25 protein-coding genes are annotated in these 22,363 nt (G+C 67.3%); 11 read left to right on the forward strand and 14 right to left on the reverse strand.

What is annotated here, in order from left to right; translation table 11 throughout:
• Positions 1-36 precede the first annotated feature (36 nt).
• Genes VL15_RS11635 through VL15_RS11655 form a run of 5 tightly spaced genes read left to right on the forward strand, consistent with a single transcriptional unit; the run spans position 37 to position 6,024 of the window.
• Positions 37-1,557 (forward strand): sugar ABC transporter ATP-binding protein, encoded by a 1,521-nt coding sequence (locus VL15_RS11635; protein ID WP_048245701.1) that lies wholly within the window; start codon positions 37-39, stop codon positions 1,555-1,557.
• Positions 1,544-2,557 carry an ABC transporter permease gene (locus VL15_RS11640; protein WP_048245628.1) on the forward strand — a complete coding sequence of 338 codons (1,014 nt, stop codon included), beginning with the start codon at positions 1,544-1,546 and terminating at the stop codon, positions 2,555-2,557. The genes VL15_RS11635 and VL15_RS11640 overlap by 14 nt, the downstream gene beginning before the upstream one ends.
• A 46-nt stretch (positions 2,558-2,603) precedes the next feature.
• Positions 2,604-3,692: an alcohol dehydrogenase catalytic domain-containing protein gene (locus tag VL15_RS11645; RefSeq protein WP_048245629.1), complete on the forward strand. Its 1,089-nt coding sequence runs from the start codon at positions 2,604-2,606 to the stop codon at positions 3,690-3,692.
• A gap of 29 nt (positions 3,693-3,721) precedes the next feature.
• On the forward strand, positions 3,722-5,269 hold the full coding sequence (locus VL15_RS11650; RefSeq protein WP_048245630.1) for an FGGY-family carbohydrate kinase: 1,548 nt from the start codon (positions 3,722-3,724) through the stop codon (positions 5,267-5,269).
• Positions 5,266-6,024 carry an SDR family oxidoreductase gene (locus tag VL15_RS11655; RefSeq protein ID WP_048245631.1) on the forward strand — a complete coding sequence of 253 codons (759 nt, stop codon included), beginning with the start codon at positions 5,266-5,268 and terminating at the stop codon, positions 6,022-6,024. The genes VL15_RS11650 and VL15_RS11655 overlap by 4 nt, the downstream gene beginning before the upstream one ends.
• Positions 6,025-6,119: 95 nt before the next feature.
• Here VL15_RS11655 and VL15_RS42665 read toward each other — a convergent pair whose 3' ends face one another.
• The 5 genes from VL15_RS42665 to VL15_RS11675 form a co-directional block, all read right to left on the reverse strand.
• Positions 6,120-6,263, reverse strand: a complete 144-nt coding sequence (locus VL15_RS42665; protein ID WP_165948077.1) for a hypothetical protein — start codon at positions 6,261-6,263, stop codon at positions 6,120-6,122.
• A gap of 161 nt (positions 6,264-6,424) precedes the next feature.
• A complete protein-coding gene (locus VL15_RS11660; protein ID WP_048245633.1) occupies positions 6,425-7,009 on the reverse strand; it encodes a nucleotidyltransferase family protein in 585 nt (194 codons plus the stop codon).
• A 102-nt stretch (positions 7,010-7,111) separates the two neighbouring features.
• A complete protein-coding gene (locus VL15_RS11665) occupies positions 7,112-7,750 on the reverse strand; it encodes a M15 family metallopeptidase (protein WP_048245634.1) in 639 nt (212 codons plus the stop codon).
• 204 nt (positions 7,751-7,954) lie between these two features.
• The gene (locus tag VL15_RS11670) at positions 7,955-8,350 is read right to left on the reverse strand and encodes a type II toxin-antitoxin system VapC family toxin (RefSeq protein ID WP_048245702.1); all 396 of its coding nucleotides are present in this window, start codon (positions 8,348-8,350) and stop codon (positions 7,955-7,957) included.
• Positions 8,347-8,586 carry a type II toxin-antitoxin system Phd/YefM family antitoxin gene (locus tag VL15_RS11675; protein ID WP_048245635.1) on the reverse strand — a complete coding sequence of 80 codons (240 nt, stop codon included), beginning with the start codon at positions 8,584-8,586 and terminating at the stop codon, positions 8,347-8,349. Before VL15_RS11675 ends, VL15_RS11670 begins: the two co-directional genes overlap by 4 nt.
• A gap of 205 nt (positions 8,587-8,791) precedes the next feature.
• On the opposite strand from VL15_RS11675, the gene VL15_RS11680 reads away from it, so the two are divergent.
• Positions 8,792-9,214: an amino acid-binding protein gene (locus VL15_RS11680; protein ID WP_048245636.1), complete on the forward strand. Its 423-nt coding sequence runs from the start codon at positions 8,792-8,794 to the stop codon at positions 9,212-9,214.
• An 80-nt stretch (positions 9,215-9,294) separates the two neighbouring features.
• On the opposite strand, the gene VL15_RS11685 is transcribed toward VL15_RS11680, so the two are convergent.
• The 3 genes from VL15_RS11685 to VL15_RS11695 are packed head-to-tail and all read right to left on the reverse strand — an operon-like array spanning position 9,295 to position 12,977.
• The gene (locus VL15_RS11685; protein WP_048245637.1) at positions 9,295-9,978 is read right to left on the reverse strand and encodes a Fe2+-dependent dioxygenase; all 684 of its coding nucleotides are present in this window, start codon (positions 9,976-9,978) and stop codon (positions 9,295-9,297) included.
• A complete protein-coding gene (locus tag VL15_RS11690) occupies positions 9,975-10,730 on the reverse strand; it encodes a tetratricopeptide repeat protein (protein ID WP_048245638.1) in 756 nt (251 codons plus the stop codon). The genes VL15_RS11685 and VL15_RS11690 overlap by 4 nt, the downstream gene beginning before the upstream one ends.
• Positions 10,731-10,733: 3 nt before the next feature.
• On the reverse strand, positions 10,734-12,977 hold the full coding sequence (locus tag VL15_RS11695; RefSeq protein WP_048245640.1) for a TonB-dependent receptor: 2,244 nt from the start codon (positions 12,975-12,977) through the stop codon (positions 10,734-10,736).
• A 320-nt stretch (positions 12,978-13,297) separates the two neighbouring features.
• Between VL15_RS11695 and VL15_RS11700 the strand changes: the two genes are divergently transcribed.
• Together VL15_RS11700 and VL15_RS11705 are read left to right on the forward strand one after the other, a co-directional pair.
• Positions 13,298-13,537, forward strand: a complete 240-nt coding sequence (locus VL15_RS11700; protein WP_048245703.1) for a FitA-like ribbon-helix-helix domain-containing protein — start codon at positions 13,298-13,300, stop codon at positions 13,535-13,537.
• Positions 13,534-13,953 (forward strand): type II toxin-antitoxin system VapC family toxin, encoded by a 420-nt coding sequence (locus tag VL15_RS11705; RefSeq protein ID WP_048245641.1) that lies wholly within the window; start codon positions 13,534-13,536, stop codon positions 13,951-13,953. Before VL15_RS11700 ends, VL15_RS11705 begins: the two co-directional genes overlap by 4 nt.
• Before the next feature lie 132 nt (positions 13,954-14,085).
• Here the strand turns inward: VL15_RS11705 and VL15_RS11710 are convergent, their stop codons facing one another.
• The gene (locus VL15_RS11710) at positions 14,086-15,381 is read right to left on the reverse strand and encodes an aspartate carbamoyltransferase (RefSeq protein ID WP_048245643.1); all 1,296 of its coding nucleotides are present in this window, start codon (positions 15,379-15,381) and stop codon (positions 14,086-14,088) included.
• A gap of 234 nt (positions 15,382-15,615) precedes the next feature.
• Here VL15_RS11710 and VL15_RS11715 point away from each other — a divergent pair, with 234 nt between their 5' ends.
• Complete coding sequence (locus VL15_RS11715; protein ID WP_009688930.1) at positions 15,616-15,750, forward strand: entericidin A/B family lipoprotein; 135 nt, start codon at positions 15,616-15,618, stop codon at positions 15,748-15,750.
• Positions 15,751-15,844: 94 nt separating this feature from the next.
• On the opposite strand, the gene VL15_RS11720 is transcribed toward VL15_RS11715, so the two are convergent.
• The 3 genes from VL15_RS11720 to VL15_RS11730 all read right to left on the reverse strand — a co-directional run bounded on the left by VL15_RS11720 (position 15,845) and on the right by VL15_RS11730 (position 18,550).
• Positions 15,845-16,405, reverse strand: a complete 561-nt coding sequence (locus VL15_RS11720; protein WP_048245644.1) for a hypothetical protein — start codon at positions 16,403-16,405, stop codon at positions 15,845-15,847.
• 201 nt (positions 16,406-16,606) lie between these two features.
• The gene (locus VL15_RS11725) at positions 16,607-17,566 is read right to left on the reverse strand and encodes a DMT family transporter (protein ID WP_048245646.1); all 960 of its coding nucleotides are present in this window, start codon (positions 17,564-17,566) and stop codon (positions 16,607-16,609) included.
• Positions 17,567-17,755: 189 nt separating this feature from the next.
• Positions 17,756-18,550, reverse strand: a complete 795-nt coding sequence (locus VL15_RS11730; RefSeq protein WP_048245647.1) for an AraC family transcriptional regulator — start codon at positions 18,548-18,550, stop codon at positions 17,756-17,758.
• Positions 18,551-18,720: 170 nt separating this feature from the next.
• Between VL15_RS11730 and VL15_RS11735 the strand changes: the two genes are divergently transcribed.
• The gene (locus VL15_RS11735; protein WP_048245704.1) at positions 18,721-19,554 is read left to right on the forward strand and encodes a molybdenum cofactor biosynthesis F family protein; all 834 of its coding nucleotides are present in this window, start codon (positions 18,721-18,723) and stop codon (positions 19,552-19,554) included.
• On the forward strand, positions 19,551-20,360 hold the full coding sequence (locus VL15_RS11740; RefSeq protein WP_048245648.1) for an SDR family oxidoreductase: 810 nt from the start codon (positions 19,551-19,553) through the stop codon (positions 20,358-20,360). Before VL15_RS11735 ends, VL15_RS11740 begins: the two co-directional genes overlap by 4 nt.
• Before the next feature lie 166 nt (positions 20,361-20,526).
• Here VL15_RS11740 and VL15_RS11745 read toward each other — a convergent pair whose 3' ends face one another.
• Entirely contained in the window at positions 20,527-21,249 is a 723-nt protein-coding gene (locus VL15_RS11745; protein WP_048245650.1) for a hypothetical protein, read from the reverse strand.
• 161 nt (positions 21,250-21,410) lie between these two features.
• On the reverse strand, positions 21,411-22,178 hold the full coding sequence (locus tag VL15_RS11750; protein WP_048245651.1) for a DUF4410 domain-containing protein: 768 nt from the start codon (positions 22,176-22,178) through the stop codon (positions 21,411-21,413).
• Between the last annotated feature and the right edge of the window lie 185 nt (positions 22,179-22,363).

Below are 22,363 nucleotides of genomic sequence, written 5' to 3' on the forward strand. Positions count from 1 at the left end.
GGCGGCACGGCCGACGCCCTTCGCACGGAGAGGCCGATGGATACGATACTCAGGCTCAGCCGCATCACGAAAAGCTTTCCCGGCGTGAAGGCGCTGTCCGACATTCATCTCGAGATTGCGCGCGGCGAGATCCACGCGCTGCTCGGCGAGAACGGCGCGGGCAAGTCGACGCTGATGAAGATCCTGTGCGGCATTCATCAACCGGATGCCGGCACGATCGAGATCGACGGCGCCGCGCGCCGTTTCGCGAACTATCACGAGGCGGTCGCGACGGGCGTCGGCATCGTGTTCCAGGAGTTCAGCCTGATCCCGCACCTGGACGCCGTCGACAACCTGTTCCTCGGCCGCGAGCTGCGCAACCGCTGGGGCGCGCGCGACCGCACGCGGATGCGCCGTGCGGCGGTCGGCATCTTCGCGCGGCTCGGTGTGTCGATCGATCTCGATGCGCCGATTCGTGTGCTGTCGGTCGCGCAGCAGCAGTTCGTCGAGATCGGCAAGGCGCTGTCGCTCGACGCGCGCATCCTGATCCTCGACGAACCGACCGCCACGCTCACGCCGGCCGAGGCCGAGCACCTGTTCGCGATCATGCGCGAGCTGAAGCGGCAGGGCGTCGCGATGATCTTCATCTCGCATCACCTCGACGAGATCTTCGCGGTGTGCGACCGCATCACCGTGCTGCGCGACGGCCAGTACGTCGCGACGACCGACGTCGCGCGCACGGACGTCGAGCAGCTCGTGCGGATGATGGTCGGCCGCCGGATCGAAAGCAGCTTTCCGCCGAAGCCCGCGCTGCCGGCCGACGCGCCGGCCGTGCTCGAAGTCGACGCGCTGCAGCTCGAGCGCGGCGGCCCGGTAAACCGCTTCGCGCTGCGGGCGGGCGAGATCCTCGGCTTCGCCGGGCTGGTCGGCTCGGGCCGCACGGAAACGGCGCTCGCGGTGATCGGCGCGACGCGCGCGCACCGCAAGGAAGTGCGCGTGCGCGGCGCGGCGGCGAAGCTCGCCGATCCGGCCGACGCACTGCGCGCGGGCATCGGCATCCTGCCGGAAAGCCGCAAGACGGAAGGGCTCGTCACGTCGTTTTCGATCCGCGACAACATCTCGTTGAACAACCTCGGCAAGTACCGGTCGATGCGCTGGCTGATCGACCGGCGCGGCGAGGCGCGCGCGACGCACGACGTGATGCGGCGCGTCGGCGTGAAGGCGCCGTCGATCCACACCGAAGTCGCGACGCTATCCGGCGGCAACCAGCAGAAGGTCGTGATCGCGCGCTGGTTGAACCATCACACGTCGGTGCTGATCTTCGACGAGCCGACGCGCGGCATCGACGTCGGCGCGAAAGCCGAAATCTACGGGCTGATGCGCGAACTCACCGCGCGCGGCTACGCCATCATCATGATCTCGTCCGAACTGCCGGAGATCGTCGGCATGTGCGATCGCGTTGCCGTGTTCCGGCAAGGGCGCATCGAGGCGACGCTCGAAGGCGACGAGATCGATCCCGACACGGTCATGACCCATGCCACGGCCGGCACGCGAGGAGCGACCCATGAACCTGCCTGATTCTTCTTCCACGCCTTCGACGACGCTGGCCGCCACCATCGGAAACGGCGATGCGCCACCGCGCCGCGCGATGTGGGCGCGGTTGCGGCGCTCGACGCTGTTTTATCCGCTCGTCGGCCTCATCGTCGTGTGCATCGCGATGATGATCGCGAGCCCGAGCTTCCTGTCCGCCGCGAACCTGGAAAACGTGCTGCGCCAGGTGTCGATCAACGCGATCATCGCGGTCGGCATGACCTGCGTGATCCTGACCGGCGGGATCGACCTGTCGGTCGGCTCGGTGATGGCGCTGTCGGGCACGCTCGCGGCCGGGCTGATGGTCGCGGGTGTCAACGCGGTCGCCGCGCTCGCGATCGGCATCGCGGTCGGCCTCGGTTTCGGCTTCCTGAACGGCGTGTTCGTCGCGTTCGCGGGGATGCCGCCGATCATCGTCACGCTCGCGACGATGGGCATCGCGCGCGGCCTCGCGCTGATCTACACGGGCGGCTATCCGATCGACGGCCTGCCCGACTGGGTCGCGTTCTTCGGCAGCGGCAAGGTGCTCGGCATCCAGGCACCCGTGCTGATCATGCTGGTGGTCTATGCGATCGCGTGGCTGCTGCTCGACCGCATGCCGTTCGGCCGCTACGTGTATGCGATCGGCGGCAACGAGCAGGCGACGCGGCTCACCGGCGTGCGCGTCGCGCGCGTGAAGCTGATCGTCTACACGCTGGCCGGGCTCACGTCGGCGCTCGCCGCGATCGTGCTGACCGGGCGGCTGATGAGCGGGCAGCCGAACGCGGGCGTGGGCTTCGAACTCGACGCGATCGCGGCCGTCGTGATGGGCGGCACGTCGATCTCCGGCGGGCGCGGCGCGATCCTCGGCACGCTGGTCGGCGCGCTGCTGCTCGGCGTGCTCAACAACGGCCTGAACATGATCGGCGTGAACCCGTATGTGCAGAACGTGATCAAGGGCGGAATCATCCTGCTCGCGATCTACATCAGCCGAGAACGATCGCGGTAACGCGTGATCGATCAGATATCCGAATCATCAACGAAAGAGATACCTCATGACGACACCCGAAGCCCAGCCGCGGATGACCGCGGTCGTCTGCCACGGCCCCGAGGACTATCGCGTCGAACAGGTCGCGAAGCCGCACCCCGGCGCGAACGAGCTCGTGATCCGCATCGCCGCGTGCGGAATCTGCGCGAGCGACTGCAAGTGCTATACGGGCGCGAAGATGTTCTGGGGCGGCCCAAGCCCGTGGGTGAAGGCGCCCGTGATTCCCGGCCATGAATTCTTCGGTTACGTCGAAGCGCTCGGCGATGGCGCGGCCGAACATTTCGGCGTGGCATTGGGCGACCGCGTGATCGCCGAGCAGATCGTGCCGTGCGGCAAGTGTCGTTATTGCAGGTCGGGTCAGTACTGGATGTGCGAAGTGCACAACATCTTCGGCTTCCAGCGCGAGGTCGCCGACGGCGGGATGGCCGAATACATGCGCATTCCGCCGACCGCGCTCGTCCACAAGATCCCGCTCGGCGTGTCGCTCGAGGATGCCGCGATCATCGAGCCGTTGTCGTGCGCGATCCATACCGTGAACCGCGGCGACCTCCAGCTCGACGACGTCGTCGTGATCGCGGGCGCGGGCCCGCTCGGTCTGATGATGACGCAGGTCGCACACCTGAAGACGCCGAAGAAACTCGTCGTGATCGACCTGATCGACGAGCGCCTCGACCTCGCGCGGCAGTACGGCGCCGACGTGACGATCAACCCGAAGCGCGACGATGCGCGCGAGATCATCCGCGCGCTGACCGACGGCTACGGCTGCGACGTCTATATCGAAACGACCGGCGCGCCGGTCGGCGTGAACCAGGGGCTCGACCTGATCCGCAAGCTCGGCCGTTTCGTCGAATTCAGCGTGTTCGGCGAGGATACGACCGTCGACTGGTCGATCATCGGCGACCGCAAGGAGCTCGACGTGCGCGGCGCGCACCTGGGGCCATACTGCTATCCGATCGCGATCGATCTGCTTGCGCGCGGGCTCGTCACGTCGAAGGGCATCGTCACGCACGGCTTCGCGCTCGACGATTGGGACGACGCGATTCGCGTCGCGAAATCGCCCGAATCGATCAAGGTGCTGCTGAAGCCGGCCCGCTGACGGCCGGCGTGCGCCTCACCGGAGACATCATGGAATACGTCATAGGCGTCGATATCGGCACGCAGAGCACCAAGGCGCTGCTCGTCGACCGGCACGGCACGATCGTCGCGCGGCGCTCGGCCGGTTACCAGCCCGATACGCCGCGCCCGCTGTGGGCCGAGCAATGGCCGCAGGTGTGGTTCGATGCCGTGCTCGAATGCGTCGCGGGATGCGTGAGCGATGCGCGCGCGCAGGGCGTGCCGGCCGACGCGATCCGCGCGGTGTGCGTGAGCAGCCTGTACGGCGGCTCGGGCATCCCGGTCGACAGCGACATGCGGCCGCTTCATCCGTGCCTGATCTGGATGGACCGGCGCGCGACCGCCGAAGTCGACTGGGTCAACGCCAACGTGAACGTCGAGCGGTTGCGCGTGATCACGGGCAACGGCGTCGACAGCTACTACGGCTTCACGAAGATGCTGTGGCTGCGCGACCAGCGGCCGGACGTGTGGGCGAACGTGCGGTATTTCCTGCCGCCGAACGCGTACGTGATCTACCTGCTGACCGGGGAAGTCGCGGTCGATCACAGTTCGGCCGGCAATATCGGCGGCGTGTACGACGTCGCGCGCCGTGAGTGGTCCGACGATGCGCTCGACATGCTCGGCATTCCGGCGACGATGATGCCCGAGCGGCTCGTCGATTCGACTGAGATCGTCGGCGGGCTGCTGTCGCAATGGACCGAACAGCTCGGGTTGCAGGCCGGCACGCCCGTCGTCGCGGGCGGTGTCGATGCGGCCGTCGCGACCTTCGCGGCCGGCGCGACGCGCACCGGACAGCACGTCGCGATGATCGGCACCAGCATGTGCTGGGGCTACGTGAACCGGCATGTCGATGCGCGGCACGGGCTCGTCAGCATGCCGCACGTGTTCAACGGGCAGCGCGACCTGTACGTGTTCGGCGGTGCGATCACGGCCGGTGCGTCGGTCGCGTGGTTTCGCGACCAGTTCTGTCATGCGGAACTCGATGCGGCGCGCCTGCTGCCGCACGGCGATCCGCACGTGTTGCTCGAGGAGGCGGCTGAAAGCGTGCCGGCCGGTGCCGACGGCGTACTGTTCCTGCCGTACCTGATGGGCGAGCGCAGCCCCGTGTGGGATGCGAAAGCGAGCGGCGCGTTCGTCGGGTTGAGTCTCGCGCATACGCGAGCACACCTGTATCGCGCGGTGCTCGAAGGTGTCGCGTTCGCGTTGCGGCACAACATCGAGGCCGGCCGTCAAGGGGCGACGGCGCTGGACGATCGGCTGATCGTCGTCGGCGGTGCCGCGCATTCGGCGCTGTGGATGCAGATCATTGCCGACGTGACCGGCTTTCCGGTATGGACGATCGAGCAGGACGTCGAAGCCGCGATGGGGGCGGCACTGCTCGCGGGTGTCGGGGCAGGGCTCGTATCGCACGACGACGCGCAGGGCGGCTGGGTGACGCTCGTCGAGCGCGCGCGGCCCGATGCCGAACGCGAGCAAGCGTATGCGGCACGTTTCGCGCTCTACACGGCGCTGTACCCGGCACTCAAACCGATCATGCACCGCTTGAGCACATCATCATGAAGACACGATTCGACTTCAGCGGCTCGCGGGTGCTCGTCACGGGCGCGTCGAGCGGAATCGGGCGCGCGTGCGCGGTCGCACTGGCGCAGTCGGGCGCGCGGGTCGTCGCGGCGGGGCGCGACATGGCCGCGCTCGATGCGCTGGCCGGCGAGACGGCATGCGATACGCTGCGTATCGATGTCGGCGGCGACGAACACGCGATCGACGCGGCGCTCGCCGCGCACGAGGCGTTCGACGGCCTCGTCAATTGCGCGGGAATCGCGTCGCTCGAAGCGGCGCTCGATGTCGGCGCCGCGCATTTCGATCGCGTGATGGCCGTCAATGCGCGTGGTGCGGCGCTCGTCGCGCGGGCTGTCGCGCGCAAGATGATCGAATGCGACGGACGGGGCGCCGAACGTGCGCGGGGCAGCATCGTCAACGTATCGAGCCAGGCCGCGCTCGTCGGGCTGCCCGCGCATCTGAGCTATTGCGCGTCGAAGGCGGCGATGGACGCGATCACGCGCGTGCTGTGCATCGAACTCGGGCCGCACGGCATTCGCGTGAACAGCGTGAACCCGACCGTCACGCTCACGCCGATGGCGCAATTCGCGTGGAGCGAACCGGAGAAGCGCGCGCCGATGTTGGCGGCGATTCCGCTCGGGCGCTTTGCCGAGCCGGATGAGGTGGTCGAACCGATCCTGTTTTTGCTGAGCGATGCGGCGTCGATGATCAGCGGCGTGTCGCTGCCGATCGACGGCGGGTATACGGCGCGATAGGCCACGCGATGCGGTGACGGGCGACGGGCGGCCGGCCGCCGCCAGCCGCACATGACGGGAAATAGGGGCGAATGTGCGCAGCGGCCGACGCGCGGCTAGACCGGGTCTTTGCTCGGCGGTCCGTCCGGTTGTTGCGGGTTGTCGTGGTGATGACCCGGCGGCGACGACAGCGGGTCGTCTTCCGGATCGCGGTTCGGGTCGGCCGGTGGCTCGGGCGTCGGGGTCGTGTGATCGGTCATGGAGAACTCGCGCAGTGCGTGACGGCGGCGGCGCGGCAGGTGCGCCTCGTCTCCGTTATAGGCAATCGAACGTGCGTTTGCAGCGGGATTCTTGCGGCGGGGTATCGATCGTCGAACGGGTTCGTCTACCGCAATGCGTTGTGTGGTCCGCGCGATCGCGGTCAGCGCAGATCCGCCGGCGTATCGACGTCGCGCAGGATGCCGGGATCGTCGACGTCCAGCAGTTTCACCGGCGCGCTCGCGAACAGCATGCGGGCGCCGGTATCGCCGTCGAGCGCGGCCAGTGCGTCGTAGTGGTGCGCGGCGAAGCCGACCGGATGACCGCGCACGCCGCGATGGGCGGGGGCGATGATCGATGCGCCGTCCGTATCGAGCGCGCGCGTCACCGCTTCGTAGGTCGAAGCCGCGATCCACGGCATGTCGCCGAGCGCGACGAGCCAGCCGGTCGCGTCGGCGGTCGCGCGCACGCCGGCCGCGAGGGTCGCGCCCATGCCGCGCTCGGTGTCGGGTGCGTAGACGACCTGGCAGCCGGCTTCGTTCAGCAGAATCGCGAGTTTTTCGGCGCCGGGACGCACGATCGCGATCACGTCGGCCGTGGCCGCCGCGAGATGGCGGGCGGCCGCGACCGCAACCGGTGTGCCGTCTGGCAGCAGCGCGAGCAACTTGCTGTGCAGGCCGCTCGGGTCGAAGCGTTGACCAAGGCCGCCGGCGAGCAGGACGCCGGTGGCGAGTGACGCATAGGGCATCGGCGCGGGGGGAGTGAGACAGGTGCTGCGATTGTGCGGGACCGGGCGGGGATCGGCAAGTGAGGATGTTACCGAGTCGCGCCCGTCAGATCGGAAATACCGTCATCGCGAACCTTCGTCGAGCATGCTTTCCTCGACGGGGCCGTAAATCGCGTGGGATTCACGCTGCATGACGGCCCAATAGCGGTCGCCGAACGACCAGTGCCACCATTCCGACGGGTAATTCGTGAAGCCGGCGCTCGTCAGCGCGTCGATCAGCATCTGGCGGTTACGTGCGGCCGCGCGGCTGATGAATGCGTTGTGCGTGTAGCACGCGCCGGACGATTCCTGGTTGGTGGCGTTCATGATGCTGCCCATGTCGGCTTCGATGCCGTCCGCCGATATCAGCGTGAGGTCGACGGCAGCGCCGGTCGGATGCGCGGCGACTTCCGGCGGGGCGACGTAGCGGCTCGCGAGTTCGTACAGCGTTTCGTCGGACGGCAGCGGATTCAGTGTGTCGCGCAGTTCGGCGAGATGGTCGGCGAAGTATTCGCGCTGGAGCGCGAGCGGGCGATAGCCTTCCTTGACGTAAAGGCGCAGCCCGGCGGGCAGCGCGGGCGCGGCGACGACCAGCCGTTCGGCGATACCGCGGCGTACCTTCAGGAAATGCGGGCTCGGGTTCGAAACGACGCTGCGCGAGAGGTCGACGGCGATGCGCTCGTCAAAGGTAGCGAGATCGACAAACCCTTCATGCGACTCCATCAGGGCGATCGACCGGACAACGGGATCGGAGAGCGATATCACGATAGCGGGTGAGGTGGCGCGATGACGGTTGCGGGTCACGAGCCGGCGGGCGGGGTGTTGCGCCGCGCCTGGCCGTCCGTGGTCGTTTTGGCCAGACGAATCGCCAATATGCCAGAGTCCGGCGGCGGAGGTGTCGCGGTTGGTCCTGCGGGCGGGCGAGGCTTACCAGAGCGTCTTCACGTGCGCATAAGCGCGGATTTTTTCGTCGCGGGTGACGAGTGGTGCGCCGAGCCGCCGCGCGGTGGCGACGATCATGCGGTCGGCCGGATCCTTGTGGAACGCGCCGGGCAGGGCGGTGGATTTCGCGGCGATGTCGGCGTCGACGGGCACGAAGCGCATGCCGTCGATCTGCGCGACCGTGGCGAGCCATGCGTCGACATCCATCGACAGGGCGAGGCGATCGTTGCGCACCAGCATCGCAATCTCCCACGCCGAGATCGCGGACGCGGCGAGCGCGCCTTCACTGCGCGCGCGATCGATCGCGGTTCGCGCTTTCTTGCTGAGCGAAGGATCGCCCGCCACCCACCACACCAATGCATGCGTATCCAGCACGATCACCGCGACGCCTCCCAATCATCTTCCGCAATCGGATCGAGAGGATTGTCGTAGCGCATGACCGAGCCGCGCAATATGTCCAACGGCTGAGCTTCGCGTGCGTGATACGGCCGGATCTCGAGCGTCGGTTTGCCGTGATCGGTGACGATCAGGCTTTCGCCCGACGACTCGACGAGCCGGAAGTATTCGAGTGCGCGAGCCTTGAACTCGGATTTCGAAACGGGAGCGTGCGGCATCATGATATGGACCTGGTCATGTGACGATGGTCATTTTATGGCAGTGCGGCGGAGCGAGGCAAGTCGCGAAGGTCACGCGTGACCAGACGCATGCAAAACGCGACAGGGCGCGTCGATGTCGAGGGCCGGAAGACGCTGTCTGCCTTGCTCGCGTGCTTGCCGTGATCTAGATTTTTTCTATCAGGGTTCTCAGGCGGGAGGGACTGCCATGGAACTGAGCGTAGAACGTGTCGATGTCTGGGCGGCAACCATCGACGACAAGCCGGGCGGCCTCGCGACAGTATTGGGCGCTCTGCGGACTGCCGGCGCGGACTTGCAATTCATCGTCGCACGCCGCACATCGGAGGTGCCGGGCAAGGGTGTTGTATTTGTCGCGCCACTGCAGGGAGACGCGGTGATTCGCACGGCCACGCAGGTGGGGTTCAGCGTCACCCCGAGCGTTCACTCCGTCCGCGTAATGGGTCTGGATCAAATGGGCATCATCGGGCAACTGACCCAGATGCTCGCGGAAGGCGCGATCAATCTTCGTGGCGTTTCGGCCGCCGTACTGGGTTCCCAGTTCATTGCCTATTTCGCGGTCGATTCGGTGGACGATGCGGACAAGGCGGTCGATATCCTGCAGCGGGCATAAGGCGGCTGCGTTGGACGGTGGACTGGTTGTGGCCGGAGGGGGGCTCGCGTTTCAGGACGTTGCGGTGCCCCCTATATGGCTCAGGTATCCGCCCACCGTCTCAGCAGGTTGTGATAGATCCCGGTAAGCGCGATCACGCCCGGGTCGCGCCCACCTTTGTCCGCAGAAAGCGCCTGAATCTGCGTATCGAGCTGGAACAGCAGCGTGCGATCGGCATCGTCGCGCACCATGCTTTGAATCCAGAAGAATGAAGCGACGCGCTCGCCGCGCGTCACGGGCGTCACGTGATGCAGGCTCGACGCCGGATACAGCACGAGATCGCCTGCCGGCAGCTTGGCGCGATGCACGCCGTACGTATCCTCGACACACAGCTCGCCGCCGTCGTACGCATCGGGTTCCTCGAGAAACAGCGTCGCCGACAGATCGCTGCGCACGCGGAAATCCGTGCCGCGCAGCAGCCGGATCGCGTTGTCGACATGCGTGCCGAACGTCTCGCCGCCTTCATAGCGATTGAACAGCGGCGGAAACACCTTGAGCGGCAGCGCCGCGGAGAAGAACAGCGGATGGCGCGCGAGCGCATCCTGGATCGCGTCGCCAACCGCGCGCGCCGCCGGCGAGCCTTCCGGCAATTGCCGGTTGCGTTTCGCGAGCGCCGACTGCGCGCCGGACGTTGCATTGCCGTCGACCCATTCGGCCGCATCGAGCACGTCGCGGCATTGCGCGACCTGCGTCTTGGTCAGTACGCCGGGGATATGAAGCATCATGTTGCGGATTCCATAACGTGCGGCGCCAGTTGCATCGCCGCCGCACGAAATGCGTCGAGCGGCGACGATGCGAGATACGCGCGCATCTTCGCGATGAACGCGGGTGTCGCGGTGGCCGGCACGCGTGCCAGCCACGTGAGCGCTTCGTCGATCTGCCCGCGCTCGCCGAGTAGCCGCGCAAGGTTGAACTGGCCGCGGAAGTCGCCGGCAACGGCGGCGCGGCGATAGTGGTCGAACGCGGCGTCGGTGTCGACCGGCACGACCCAGCCGTCCTCGTAGAATCCGCCGATCAGGTTGATCGATTTCGCGTGACCGAGCGCGGCCGCGCGGCGGAACCAGTCGAGCGCGTCGGTGCGGTTCTCGTCGACACCGTTGCCGAGCGCGAGTGCCGTCGCGTAGTTGTACATGCCCCAGTCGAGCCCGGCCTGCGCGGCGAGCCGGTACCAGTACACGGCGACCGGCGCGCACGCGGCCGTGCCCCAGCCGAACTCGTAGCAGCGGCCGAGCATGTTCATCGCCATCGGATGACCGGCCCGCGCGGCGTGCCGGAACCAGTTGAACGCGGCAGCCGGATCGCGTGCCACGCCATGCCCGTCGAGCAGGTACTGCCCGTAGACGGCCTGCGCATCGACGATGCCGTTATCGGCCGCCGCCGCGACCCACGCGGCGGCGCGCTCGGGCGGCCCGGCCAGGATGTCGGCGAACTCGCGCGGCGATACCGACGCGAGCGCCTTCAGCGATACGGCCTCCATCGATCAGTAGCGCGCGTTCAGCGTGACGAACGCCGAGCGGCCCGGTGCGATCGACGCGTAGTGCGCCGGATACGCCTGATCGAAGTACGTGCGGTTGAACAGGTTGTTCACGTTCAGCTGCAGGTCGAGCTTCTTGTTGATCCGGTATTGCGCCATTGCATCGAAGCGCCAGTACGACGGCACGGCGCGCAGGTTCGCGGGATCACCGAACACTTCCGACATGTAGAACGCGCCGCCGCCGACCGTGAACTTCGGCGTCACGTCGTAGTTCGACCACATCGTGAGGCTGTGCTTCGGCGTGTTCGGGAAGCGGTTGCCGTCGTTCGCGCTGTCCTTGCCGTTGTCGCGCAGCGCGCTCTTCATGTACGTGTAGCCGCCGAACACTTGCCACTGCTTCGTGATCTGGCCGGCGACGCCGAGCTCGAGGCCCTGCACGCGCTTGTTGCCGACCATCGCGTACTGGTTGTTCGGCAGCGTCACGCGCGCGTTCGTCGTATCGATCTGGAACAACGCGGCGGTCAGCGACAGCTTGTCGTTCAGCACGTTCCACTTCGTGCCGAGCTCGATGCTGCGGTTCTTCTCCGGCGACAACTGATCGGCGTTCGGACCGACGCCGCCGCGGCCCGGCGTGAGCGACTGCGTTTCGCTGCCTTCGCCGAGCATCATGCCGGCCGGCGTCGACGACGTTGCATACGACGCGTAGATGCTGCCGTTCTGCGCGGGTTTGAACACGAGGCCGGCCTGCCAGTTCACGAGCGTGTCGTCGCGCGTATAGGTCTTGCCGCCGTTCGCCTTGGTGTCGGTGAAGCGGGTCGAGTAGTCGTCGACGCGCACGCCGGCATTGACCTGCCAGCGCGGCGTGATCTCGATCGTGTCGAAGCCGTAGATCGATTTCGTCGTGGTGCGTGCATGCGCGTAGTCGTTGGCGCGCGTGATCGAGCCGGCCCACGGGTCGTTCGGGTTCGGCGACCACAGGCTCGTGCAGTTGTAGCCCGACGCCGCGCCGATGCCTTTCTGGCAGACCTTGCCGTTATCCGTGGCGACGTTGTACGTATCGCGCTTGCCCCATTCGCGCGTCAGCTCGATGCCGGTCGTGAAGCTGTGCTTGAACGGGCCGGTGCGGAACTCGCCGAACAGCTCGGTCAGGTTCGCGAGGCTGTTGATCGAGCTGTTGCGGTTGTTGTTGCGGCGCCAGACCTTGCCGTTGACCACGTTGCCCTGGCTGTCGTCCGGCTGCGTCCAGATGTAGTCCTGCGTCGATTCCGTGTAGCGCGTGGTGTTGCGGACCGTCAGCGACGACGTGATGTCGTGTTCGATCTTGATCGTGCTGATGTCCGACGTGGTCTTGCGGAAATCGCGGTCGATCAGCCCGTAGAAGTTGTGTCGATCGACGGGTGCCGGATAGATCGTGCCGACGTTCGCGGGCTTGTTCGACGTCGTGTAGAAGTACGGGATGCCGCCGTCGGGCATGTCGTCCGTCGACAGGTGGTAGTAGCTCGCGGTCACGCGCGTCGACGTGCCGAGGCCGAATGCGATCGACGGTGCGACGCCCCAGCGCTCGTTGTTGACGGCGTCGCGGCCGGCGACGTCGTTGTTGTGGCTCATCAGGTTCAGGCGGAACGCGGCGTGATCGGCGAACTGCCAGTTGCCGTCGGCCGTGAAGCGGCGATAGCGGTCGGTGCCGAGGCCCGCGCTCGCGCTGGCCGACGTGCCGAGGTGCGGCGCCTTCGTGATCAGGTTGATGCTGCCGCCCGCGCCGCCGCGGCCGCCGTATGCGCCGTCGGAACCCTTGGTGATCTCGATGCGCTCGGTGTTGAAGATCTCGCGCGTCGTGGCGCCCGTGTCGCGCATGCCGTCGACGAACATGCTGCCTTGCGTGTCGTAGCCGCGGATGAACGGACGGTCGCCGAGCGGGTTGCCGCCTTCGCCGGCGCCGAACGTGATGCCGGGCACGGTGCGCAGCGCTTCGGTCAGCGTCGACGCGCCGCTGTTCCGGATCAGTTCCTGCGGGATCACGGTGACGGACTTCGGCGTGTCGACGAGCGGCGCGGTGAATTTCGCGGAAGCGGAAAAGTCGGCCTTGTAGCTGTGCTCGGTCTTGCCCTGGATCTCGATCGGCGCGAGATGGCCTTCGGTGCTGGACGGGGCCGAAGGCGGCGTGCCGTCGGCGAAAGCGGGGCTCGCGGCGAGCACGCTGCACAGGGTGGTGAATTTACCGAGCTTCAACTCGTCGGGACGGGACTTCATGGTGCGCTTCGACCTCGCGATGTGGCCCCGGGAGCGGTGCGCTGCGGAAATGTGCATGCCGCCGGGAATTATTACGATTTGTTTTCAGGCGGCATTCTATGTAATTTTCCGTTAAATGAGAAGCGTTCTTGTTTGTATTTGTAAGGGGATTGTTGACGAATGTTGCGGGGTGGTTAGGCGTGGTTGAGGGGCGGGAAATGGCCGATTGGCCGAGTGTGACGAGATCTTCGAGCGAGGTAGATTGATTGTGTCGCGAGGCAATCCATGTGACTGCAAAATGCCAGGATGACTGCATCGAAAGCATTTTGAAGGAATGCATCATGCCTGTGATTACCGTTCGAAATTTGCCGGACGAAGTGCATCGTGCCCTTCGGATCCGCGCGGCCCAGCACGGGCGCAGCACCGAAGCCGAAGTGCGCGACATCCTCGAACAGGCCGTTCTGCCAGGCGGGCGGCTCAAGCTGGGAACGATGCTGGCGGAAATCGGGCGGGCGGCAGGCGGCGTCGATTTCGACGTCGAGCGCGACACGATGCCAACCAATCCGATGAGCTTCGAATGATCCTTGTTGATACGAATGTCATTGCCGAGCCGCTGCGGCGCGAGCCGAGCGCCGCCGTGATCGCGTGGCTCGATGCCCAGAACGCCGAGACGCTGTTTCTAGCGGCGATCAGCCTCGCCGAAATACGATTCAGCGTTGCGGCGTTACCGGAAGGGCGAAGGCGGGACCAGCTGCATCAGAGCATCGAGCAGCGCGTGCTGCCATTATTTCGAGGCCGGATCCTGCCATTCGACGATGCTGCGAGCAAAGCATATGCGAGCCTTCGAGCGCGCGCTCGTGCCGCCGGTACCGCGATCGCACCTTCCGACGGTTTTATCGCTGCCACGGCCGAGTCAAGCGGCCTGATCGTAGCTACGCGCGACGTCACACCGTTCGAGGCGATGGGGGTTCGCGTGATCGACCCGTGGGCGTGTTAGTTTCCGGTTGCGGGCCCCACCGGCTGCGCCGCAATTGAAAAACGCGCCGTGCGATGCGGCGCGTTTTGTTTCAGGCAAGCTCGCCCGCCAATCTGAAACGATGGCAGGCGAGCGCGATACCTTCGGTGCGGCTCAATCAACCCCGTGAAACACCGCGTCCTCCGGCCCGAGGTACGCCGGCGGGCGCCACGTCGCGTCGCGCATCGAATGCTGGACGAGGTTCTCGACGCCGAGCAGCACCGCGAAGATCGCCATCCGCACCGGAATCCCGTTGTCGGTCTGCCGGAAGATCGCGAGGCGCGGGTCGCGGTTCAGGTCGACCGACAGGTCGTTCGCGCCCGGCCGGCTGTCGCGCGGCAGCGGGTGCATGATCAGCGTGTCGGGCTTGCAGACCGAGTCGACGAGCGCCTGGTTGATCTGGAAATCCGGTGTGTAGCCTTCGAACGACTCGTCGGTGAAGCGCTCCTTCTGGATCCGCGTCGCGTAGACGACGTCCGCGCCGCGCAGCCCGGCCGCGAGGTCGGTCGTCTGTTCGATCACATGGCCGTTCGTCGAGATCTGGTCGATGATGTAGGCCGGCATTTCGAGCATCGGCGGCGACACGAGCGTGAACTTGAGCCCGCGATACAGCGCGAGCAGCTTGACGAGCGAGTGCACGGTGCGGCCGTACTTGAGATCGCCGACCAGCGCGATGTGCGCGCCGTCGACGATCTTGCCGAGCCGCGAGAACTCGCGCTGGATCGTATAGAGATCGAGCAGCGCCTGGCTCGGGTGCTCACCGGGGCCGTCGCCGCCGTTGATCACGGGCAGGTTGGTCGCGCGCGCGAACTCGGCCACGGAGCCTTTCTCCGGATGGCGGATCACGAGCGCGTCGACGTAGCCGGCCATCACGCGGCTCGTGTCGTAGATCGATTCGCCCTTGGCCATCGACGAGAACGTGAAGCCCGTCGTGTCGCACACCGAGCCGCCGAGCCGGCAGAACGCCGCGCCGAACGACACGCGTGTGCGCGTGCTGGCCTCGAAGAACAGGTTGCCGAGCACGGCGCCTTCCAGCACGCGCGAAATCTTGTGGCGCCGCGCGATCGGCTGCATCACGTCGGCCACGCGGAACAGCGCCTCGACCGATTCCCGCGAGAACTGGTCGACCGACAGCAGTTGCGGCTTGCCCTCGAAAAAGAACTGCTTCGCGAGCCCTTGGTTATCTACGCTTTGCGTATATCCGCCACCTTCCGGTGCCGAACGCTCGACGATTTCCGATACGAAGCGCTCGACGATCTCGGGCATCCCGCGCGATTCCTGCGAATCGTCGGGCAGCAACCACGTATCCAGCGCGCGCCGGCTGACGCCGATGCGATTGGCGAATGCTTCGCGGGTCATGTTGAGGCGGCGCATCGCGTCGCGTAGGAAGGCTTGCTGGGGAACGGTCATCGGCGGCTCCTGACGAAAAATATACGCGGTGCGTATATTAGTTCCTGGCGCAATGAAGTCAAGGAAAATCTGCGCGAACGGGCGGTGCGGCTCGCTTGACACGCGGCAGGTTCGTACTGGCGCGCGGCGTCCGTCTCCGTATAATCAGGTCAGGCCCCGTGCCCCGCATCTTGCAGGGCGCCATGCCGCAGACGATTCGCCCGGTCGGGCTTGTTGATTCGAAGGAGGATGAGAATGACGCGTACGATTGCTGCAATGCTGCTGGTGGTGACCGCCGCGCTCGCCGGTTGCAATACGGTCGCCGGCATGGGCCAGGATATTTCGAAGGGTGGCCAGGCGATCAGCGATACGGCCGAAAAGGCCAAGTAAGCCGACTGGTTCCCGAATGCAGAAGGCGCCGGGCCGTCCCGCGATTGCGGGGCGGCCCGGCGCTTTTTTTCGGGCTGCGTTAACGCCGGCGGCGTCAGGCGTGTTCCACGAATGCGTAGCGGCCTTCGACCTTGCGCGGCGTGAACCAGCCGTAGTCGGGGAACATCCGGTTGCGGACGAACCAGACGTAGCCCACCAGTACGAGCGTGACCACGAGGCCCGGCAGCGCGGTCGACGGATCGCGTCCGAGACCGGCGATGGTCTTCGGCAACTGCAGCAGCGACAGCAGGATGAATGCGTGATACGCGCCGACGCGATGGGTGGCGAAACCCCAGATGAACAGCAACGACAGCGGCACGGTCAGCAGGAGGAACAGCGCGACGAAGCCGCCCGATACGCCGGCGTCGCCGGCGGCTGCGGAGAAGTAATATGCGAGCATGAGGCTGATCGCCAGCTGGGCGATGCCGAGCGCGACCAGGATCCAGGTGTGCACCTTGTTCTTGCGGCAGCGTTCGGGATCGGGGCGCGACGCGATCAGGCCGGCGAGCACGCGATCCTTGAGACCCTGTCCGGACAGTTCGGCCAGCGTGTCGGCCTTCCTCGTTCCCGCGGACAGCAGCACCGCGATTCTTGTTTTGGCTTCCTTCCTGTTCATTGCGTGGCAGCTTGTTGTTCGATGGTTGTCAAAGGTCCCGGCCACGCGAATATTGCATCTTGCGGGGTGACACGCAACGGTTTTGCGGTGTGCGGACACATTCCTACAGCTGCTGCCGGCATCGCGGGAACCCGGGGAGCCGACAGGCCGTGTGACGGGAGGGCGCGACCGTCGTTTCCGCCATCGCGCGATGAACGCGGATCAGTCGGCGGAGGTTTGCGCGGAGGGCGCGGGGCCGGCCGGCTGTACCGGCTTCAATTCGCGTGCCTGACCGGGCGGTTCGCGCCGCCGTGTCGCGCCAACGAGCATGCCCGCGACGACGAGCCCGATGCCGGCGACACGCGTGCCGCTCAGCGTCTCGCCGAACAGCGCGACCGCGAACAGCACGGCCGAGACCGGCGCGACGGCGGTGAACAGCGCGGCCTCGGTGCCGCTCGTGCGCGCCGAGCCCGCATACCAGCACAGGTAGCCGAGCACGGTCGGCACCAGCGCGTAGTAGGCGATCGCCGATACGGCGCCGACGGTCCAGCCGCTTGCCACTGCGCGCCATTCGAACGCGGCCGGCACGAGCGCGAGCACGAAGCCGAGGCCCGACATCGCGGTGGACAGCGCGAGCGGCGGCAACGGCGCGGCAAGCCGCCGGTTGAGCAGGATGAAGACCGCTTCGCATGCGACGGCGGCCAGCACCAGTGCATCGCCGGCAAGCGTCTGGAGCGACGGCATCGCCTGGCCGGGTGCGAACGTGACGAACACGACGCCGGCCGTGGCGAGCGCGGCGGCCAGCCAGTCGCGTGGGGTCTGCCGCTCGCGCAGCACAACCGCCGCGATCAGCGTCGACATCGCCGGCAGGGTGCCGAGCATCACGCCTGCGTCGAGCGGCGACGACAGCTTCGTGCCGCTGATCAGCAGCACCGTATAACCGACGCCGCCCGCTGCGGCCTGGATGACGAGCAGCAAGGCGTCGCGCGCGGAAATGCGCGGCCAGCGCATGCGTTGCGCGCGCATCAGCGCGAACAGCAGCGGGGTCGCGATCAGGAAGCGCAGCGCCGTGGCCGCGAACGGCGGCAGGCCGCCGGCCGCGAGACGGCTCGCGATGACGGTACTGCCGACGCCCGCCATCGCGGCGGCGAGATAGAGATAGCCAATCAGTCGTGTCTTCATGCGCCGCATCGTCGCGTATGGCGGTAGTGCGCGTCTTGAACGAAATTGCAGCGGGCGCGTGGACGTGCGGGCGTGTCGAATGCGGTGCGCTGCGTGCCCGCACCGGCGGCATTGGGGGGCAGCGGTCGATGCGGCAACCGACTTCGCACACGGTGTACCCGGCGGCCTCGCGCCGGGATAACAGCAGCGTCAAACGGCCTGCGTGAAGCGCCCCGGCGTGATCCCGAACTGGCGTGCGAATGCACGCGTCAGGTGGCTCTGATCGGCAAAACCGGCTTCGGCCGCGGCATCCGCGATCGGCAGGCCGCTGGCGAGCAGCGCGCGCGCCAGCCGCGTGCGCGACTGGATCAGGTAGGCATGCGGCGTGATGCCGAGCTCGCGCGCAAACCCGCGCAGCAACTGGAAGCGGCTCACGCCGCTCAGGCCGGCCAGCTCGGCGAGCGAAACGGAGGCGGCCGGTGCCGCGTCGAGCCGCTCCCGGGCGACGCGGATCGCCGGCGCGACGCCGGCCGCCGGCAGCGTGCGGTTCGCGTGACGGGCGAGCAACCCGGCGACCAGCATCACGAGCGCTTCGTCGCGGGCGAGCGGCTGGGTTTCCCCTGCGACGATGCGCGCATGCAGCCTGCCGACGGCGGCGGCAAGCCGCGTGTCGCGCACCGCCGGATGCGCAAGCTCGACGCCGCCGAGGTCTTCTTCCGCCGCGACACCCGCGACCAGCGCGGGCGCGAGGTACAGCATCCGCCAGCGCCGGCCCGTGCCGGCATCGATCGGCGAACCGTCGTGCATCTCGCCCGGGTTGACCATGATCGCGTCGCCGGCCAGCGCGTCGACCTGCCCGCGGCCGCTCCACGACCGGTGCGCGCCGCTCACGATCACGCCGACCCCGAATTCGTCGTGCGCGTGGCGCGGAAACGCGCGGTCGGATTCGAGGCTGATCGCCTCGATGCCTTCGCCGGTCCGTCGGTAGTGGGTGACACGGTGCATGTGCGCTCCTCGCGCCGGTTGCGGCGCGGATGACGTGCACTTTAGCGCGTTCCGGCGCGGCGCGCCCTTCATCCTTTTGGCCGATACCGCGCGGCGCGCGTAGCCCGCACCATGTGCACATGAGCAGCGTACACGGCCCGCCGGGCCTGAAGCTGCGCGGGAGACGGCAGGTGGAACGACAGGATCCGGTATTCATTCAGGTTGGCGCGCTTGCGGACGGCTTCGCACCGGAAGCGAACATTCTCGCCCCCGTCGACGCGCTCGCCGGGCGCACGGTGGCGCTCGGCGACGCGTCGGGCGCGTGGCGCGTCTATACGTTCGAGCCGGGCGCGCTGCAGTGGCGCGATGCGGCGACCGATACGGGCGGCCGCGAGCCGTGCCGTGTGACGCGGCTGCGCGACGGGTTGTACTTCGTCGACTACATCGATTCGTCCGCCCGCGCGACGTCGGTCAGTCTCGTGATCGATTTCGACAACGGCGTGTGGACGTCGGTCGTCGGCGTGTTGCCGACCGAAGCCGACACGCACATCGACGCGTTCACGCGCGTCGCGCGCGGGCTGCCGCTCACGGGTGTCGACGCGCAATTCCGGCACGGCACGCTCGGCGGCCACGCGCAGCCGGGGCCTTTGCACGGGCCGACGCGCGAGCTGATCGGCAAGCGCACGATGTACCGCTACAGCCCGACCGAATGCTACGAGCACATCTACCTGAACGAGAACTTCTACGCGTGGCAGTGCCTGCAGGGCGTCGAAGGCGGGCTGGCCGATGTCGACCGCTGCCATTACTTCAGGATCGCCGACGAGCTGTATCTGTTCGTGTGGCGCGAAAAGGTGGTGCCGACGCTCGGCGTCGTGCTGATCGATCTCGCGCAGCGCAAGACCGACGGCAAGATCTTCGGTTACCAGGGCGGCGATTTCGGTACGCTGTCGAACTTCCAGATCGGCGCTCACGCACAGGTACTGAACGAAACCGTGCATCCGCTCGGCGGCGAGGCGCAGCGATGAATGCCGTGCTGGGCAGCGGCCGCTTGCGTGCGGATTTCAGCGGGCGAGTCGTGCTCGTCACGGGCGCCGCGCAGGGGATCGGCGCGGCGATCGCGCGCCGTTTCGCGGAATCCGACGCATTCGTCGCGCTCGCCGACCTGAACGGCGAGGCGGCCGCCGCGCAGGCCGACGCGCTCGCCAGCGCGGGCGGCGAGGCACGTGCCTATCGGGTGGACGCCGCCAGCCGCGACGAACTGGGCGCGCTGGTCGCGGCGGTCGAGCGCGATGGCGGCCGGCTCGATGTGGTTGTCCACAATGCCGCGTATTTTCCGCTGACGCCATTTGCGCAAATCGACGAGCCGACGCTCGAACGGACGCTGTCGGTCAACCTGTCGGCGCTGTTTTGGCTCGCGCAGGCCGCGTTGCCGGCATTCGAGCGTGCGGGGGCCGGGCGGCTGCTCGTCACGTCGTCGGTGACGGGGCCGCGCGTCGTCTATCCGGGGCTCGCGCATTACGCGGCGTCGAAGGCTGGCGTGAACGGCTTCATTCGCGCGGCGGCGCTGGAGCTCGCGCGCCGCAACGTGACGGTCAACGGCGTCGAGCCGGGGATGATCCGCACGCCGGCGGCCGGCAATCTGGGCGACGCGTCGGTCGCGGCGCAGATCGCGCGCGACATTCCGCTTGCGCGGATGGGCGAGCCGGAGGACATCGCGAACGCGATGCTGTTTCTCGCATCGGCGGACGCCGCGTACATCACCGGGCAGACGATCGTCGTCGACGGCGGCGCGACGTTGCCGGAGAGCGGGGCGGTGCTGGGAGACGGGTAACGGCGAACAGGCGAGAGTGGCGAGAACTGCGAGAACTGCGAGAACTGCGAGAACTGCGAGAACTGCGAGAACTGCGAGAACTGCGAGAGCGCCGGCCGCGACGCGGCCACGGCCGGCAAGCTGCTTGCTGCGGCGCCATCTTCGGCCGCGCAGCGCATCGTCGCGACTACAGCCAGCCGTTCTGGATGAATTCGACGATCGAATAGCGGCGGGGCTCGAGATCGTGCTGCCCGACGGCTTCGATGATGCGTGACACGCCATCCGCGTAGGGCGTCGCGCCGTACACGCGCGATTCGAACTGCAGGCTGCACGCGCCGTCGTCGATGCGGATCCGGTGAACCGCATGGCGGCCGAGCTGATCGTCGGGGATCGCGAATTCGCTGCGCTGTACGTCCGGGTCGCGCACGGAGCGGATGTCCTCCGGCCGCACGCCGAGCGAATGGCCGATGCCGACTGCCGTGCCGGGAACGGACGTCTTGCCTGCCTGATGCGACTCCGACAGGCTGATCTCGCAGTCGCGAAACAGGTGGCCGCTGGTTTCCAGCATGCTCATGAACTTGAGCATCAGGATGTTCGTGTTCGGACAGAGCACGATCGGGAAATCGTGCGATCCGGCTTCGAGGTCGGAGCCGGTGGACAGTTCGACGAGCGGCGACGCGGTCGCCTGGCAGAACGCGATCGCGTCGGCGAGTTCGCGGCCGGAACCGGCATGCACGACGATCGATCGGGCGTCACTACGTCGCGCGTCGTTACGTTGGGCGTCGTTATGCCGCGCATCGTTTCGCGCGCGGTCCGACCACGGCATCACGCGACAGGTTGCCGGATCGAGCCGGTGCGAGCCGAGCAGCTCGTTGGCCAGCTTGCCGGTTCCTACGACGAGTACTTGCATGGGATTGACGGGTTGAAGTTCAGGATTCGAGACGGGAACGGCGCGGGCCGTCGGGTAGCCCTGCATGGCCGTGGCGCGCGCCGCGGCGGGCCCGCCTCGCGCATTATGCCCGGCCGCCCGCATGCGCGCTGGCCGGGCCGCGCATGCGGCGCCGCGGCACGTCAGCTCGCCGACACCGTCGGCAGCCACGCGTTCGCTGTGTTCTGCGTGGCGAGTTGCTTCGCGATCGAGCGCGCAAGGCGGTCCGTATCGGACGCCACCGTGTCGTGTTTGGCTTCCGACGCGCCGTGCAGGCCGGCGCCGACCGCCGCCGACGTCGCGAGGCGGCCGGCCGCCGCGCCGACCCCGGCGGTTTCGACCATGCCCGGCAGGTGGCCGCTGTTCGCGCTGACGGAGAACGTGTCGAGCGGCTGCGGTGCGCCGTGGGCCGGCCGGAACGACACGGTGACCGACGCACCCACTTCGCTTTTGCCCGCGCCGAGCCCGATCAGGATGCGGCGGCGGCGGTTGCCGGCGTCGATCGTTTCGAACCGGCCTTCGACCACCAGCGCGTCGCGGCCGTCGGGCACCGGACCGCGCAGCGCGGGAATGCCTTGCGACCGGAGTTCGCGCACGAGCGCGTCGGCGAGCTGCTCGCGGGTCTTCAGCGCGCTCTGCTGGCGCTGCACGTCGGCGGACGAGCCCTTCGCGAGCGTCGCGAGCTTGCTGATCATCCCGCCGTCGACCTTGACGTCGGTCGTGTCCACATCGAACGGGGACACATAGACGACATCCGCATGAACCTGCGGCAGCGTGCGGGCCGCCGGCGCGGCGGTGGTCGCCGTGGTCGCGGTCGATGCGCAGCCGGTCATCGCGAGCGCGCCGGCGATCAGCGCGGCACTGGTCAGACGTTTGGCGTGGGCGGTCAGTGCGTGAAGGGAAGGGAACATGTCGATCTCCGTGGCCTGGATGAAGTTGCCGATACTGTCGCGGCATTCAGGAACGCGAACGATCGGAAGCGGGGCGTGGACGCTGGCGGGGAGAGGGTTCATGCCGTTGCGCAACACGCAGGCGCAAGTATGCGGAGGTCGGGCGTGACGCGCCACGCAGGAATTATGTCGGCGCATGTCACGGG

The organism is Burkholderia cepacia (genome assembly GCF_001039005.1).
In the GTDB taxonomy this organism is placed as follows: Bacteria; Pseudomonadota; Gammaproteobacteria; order Burkholderiales; family Burkholderiaceae; genus Burkholderia; species Burkholderia theae.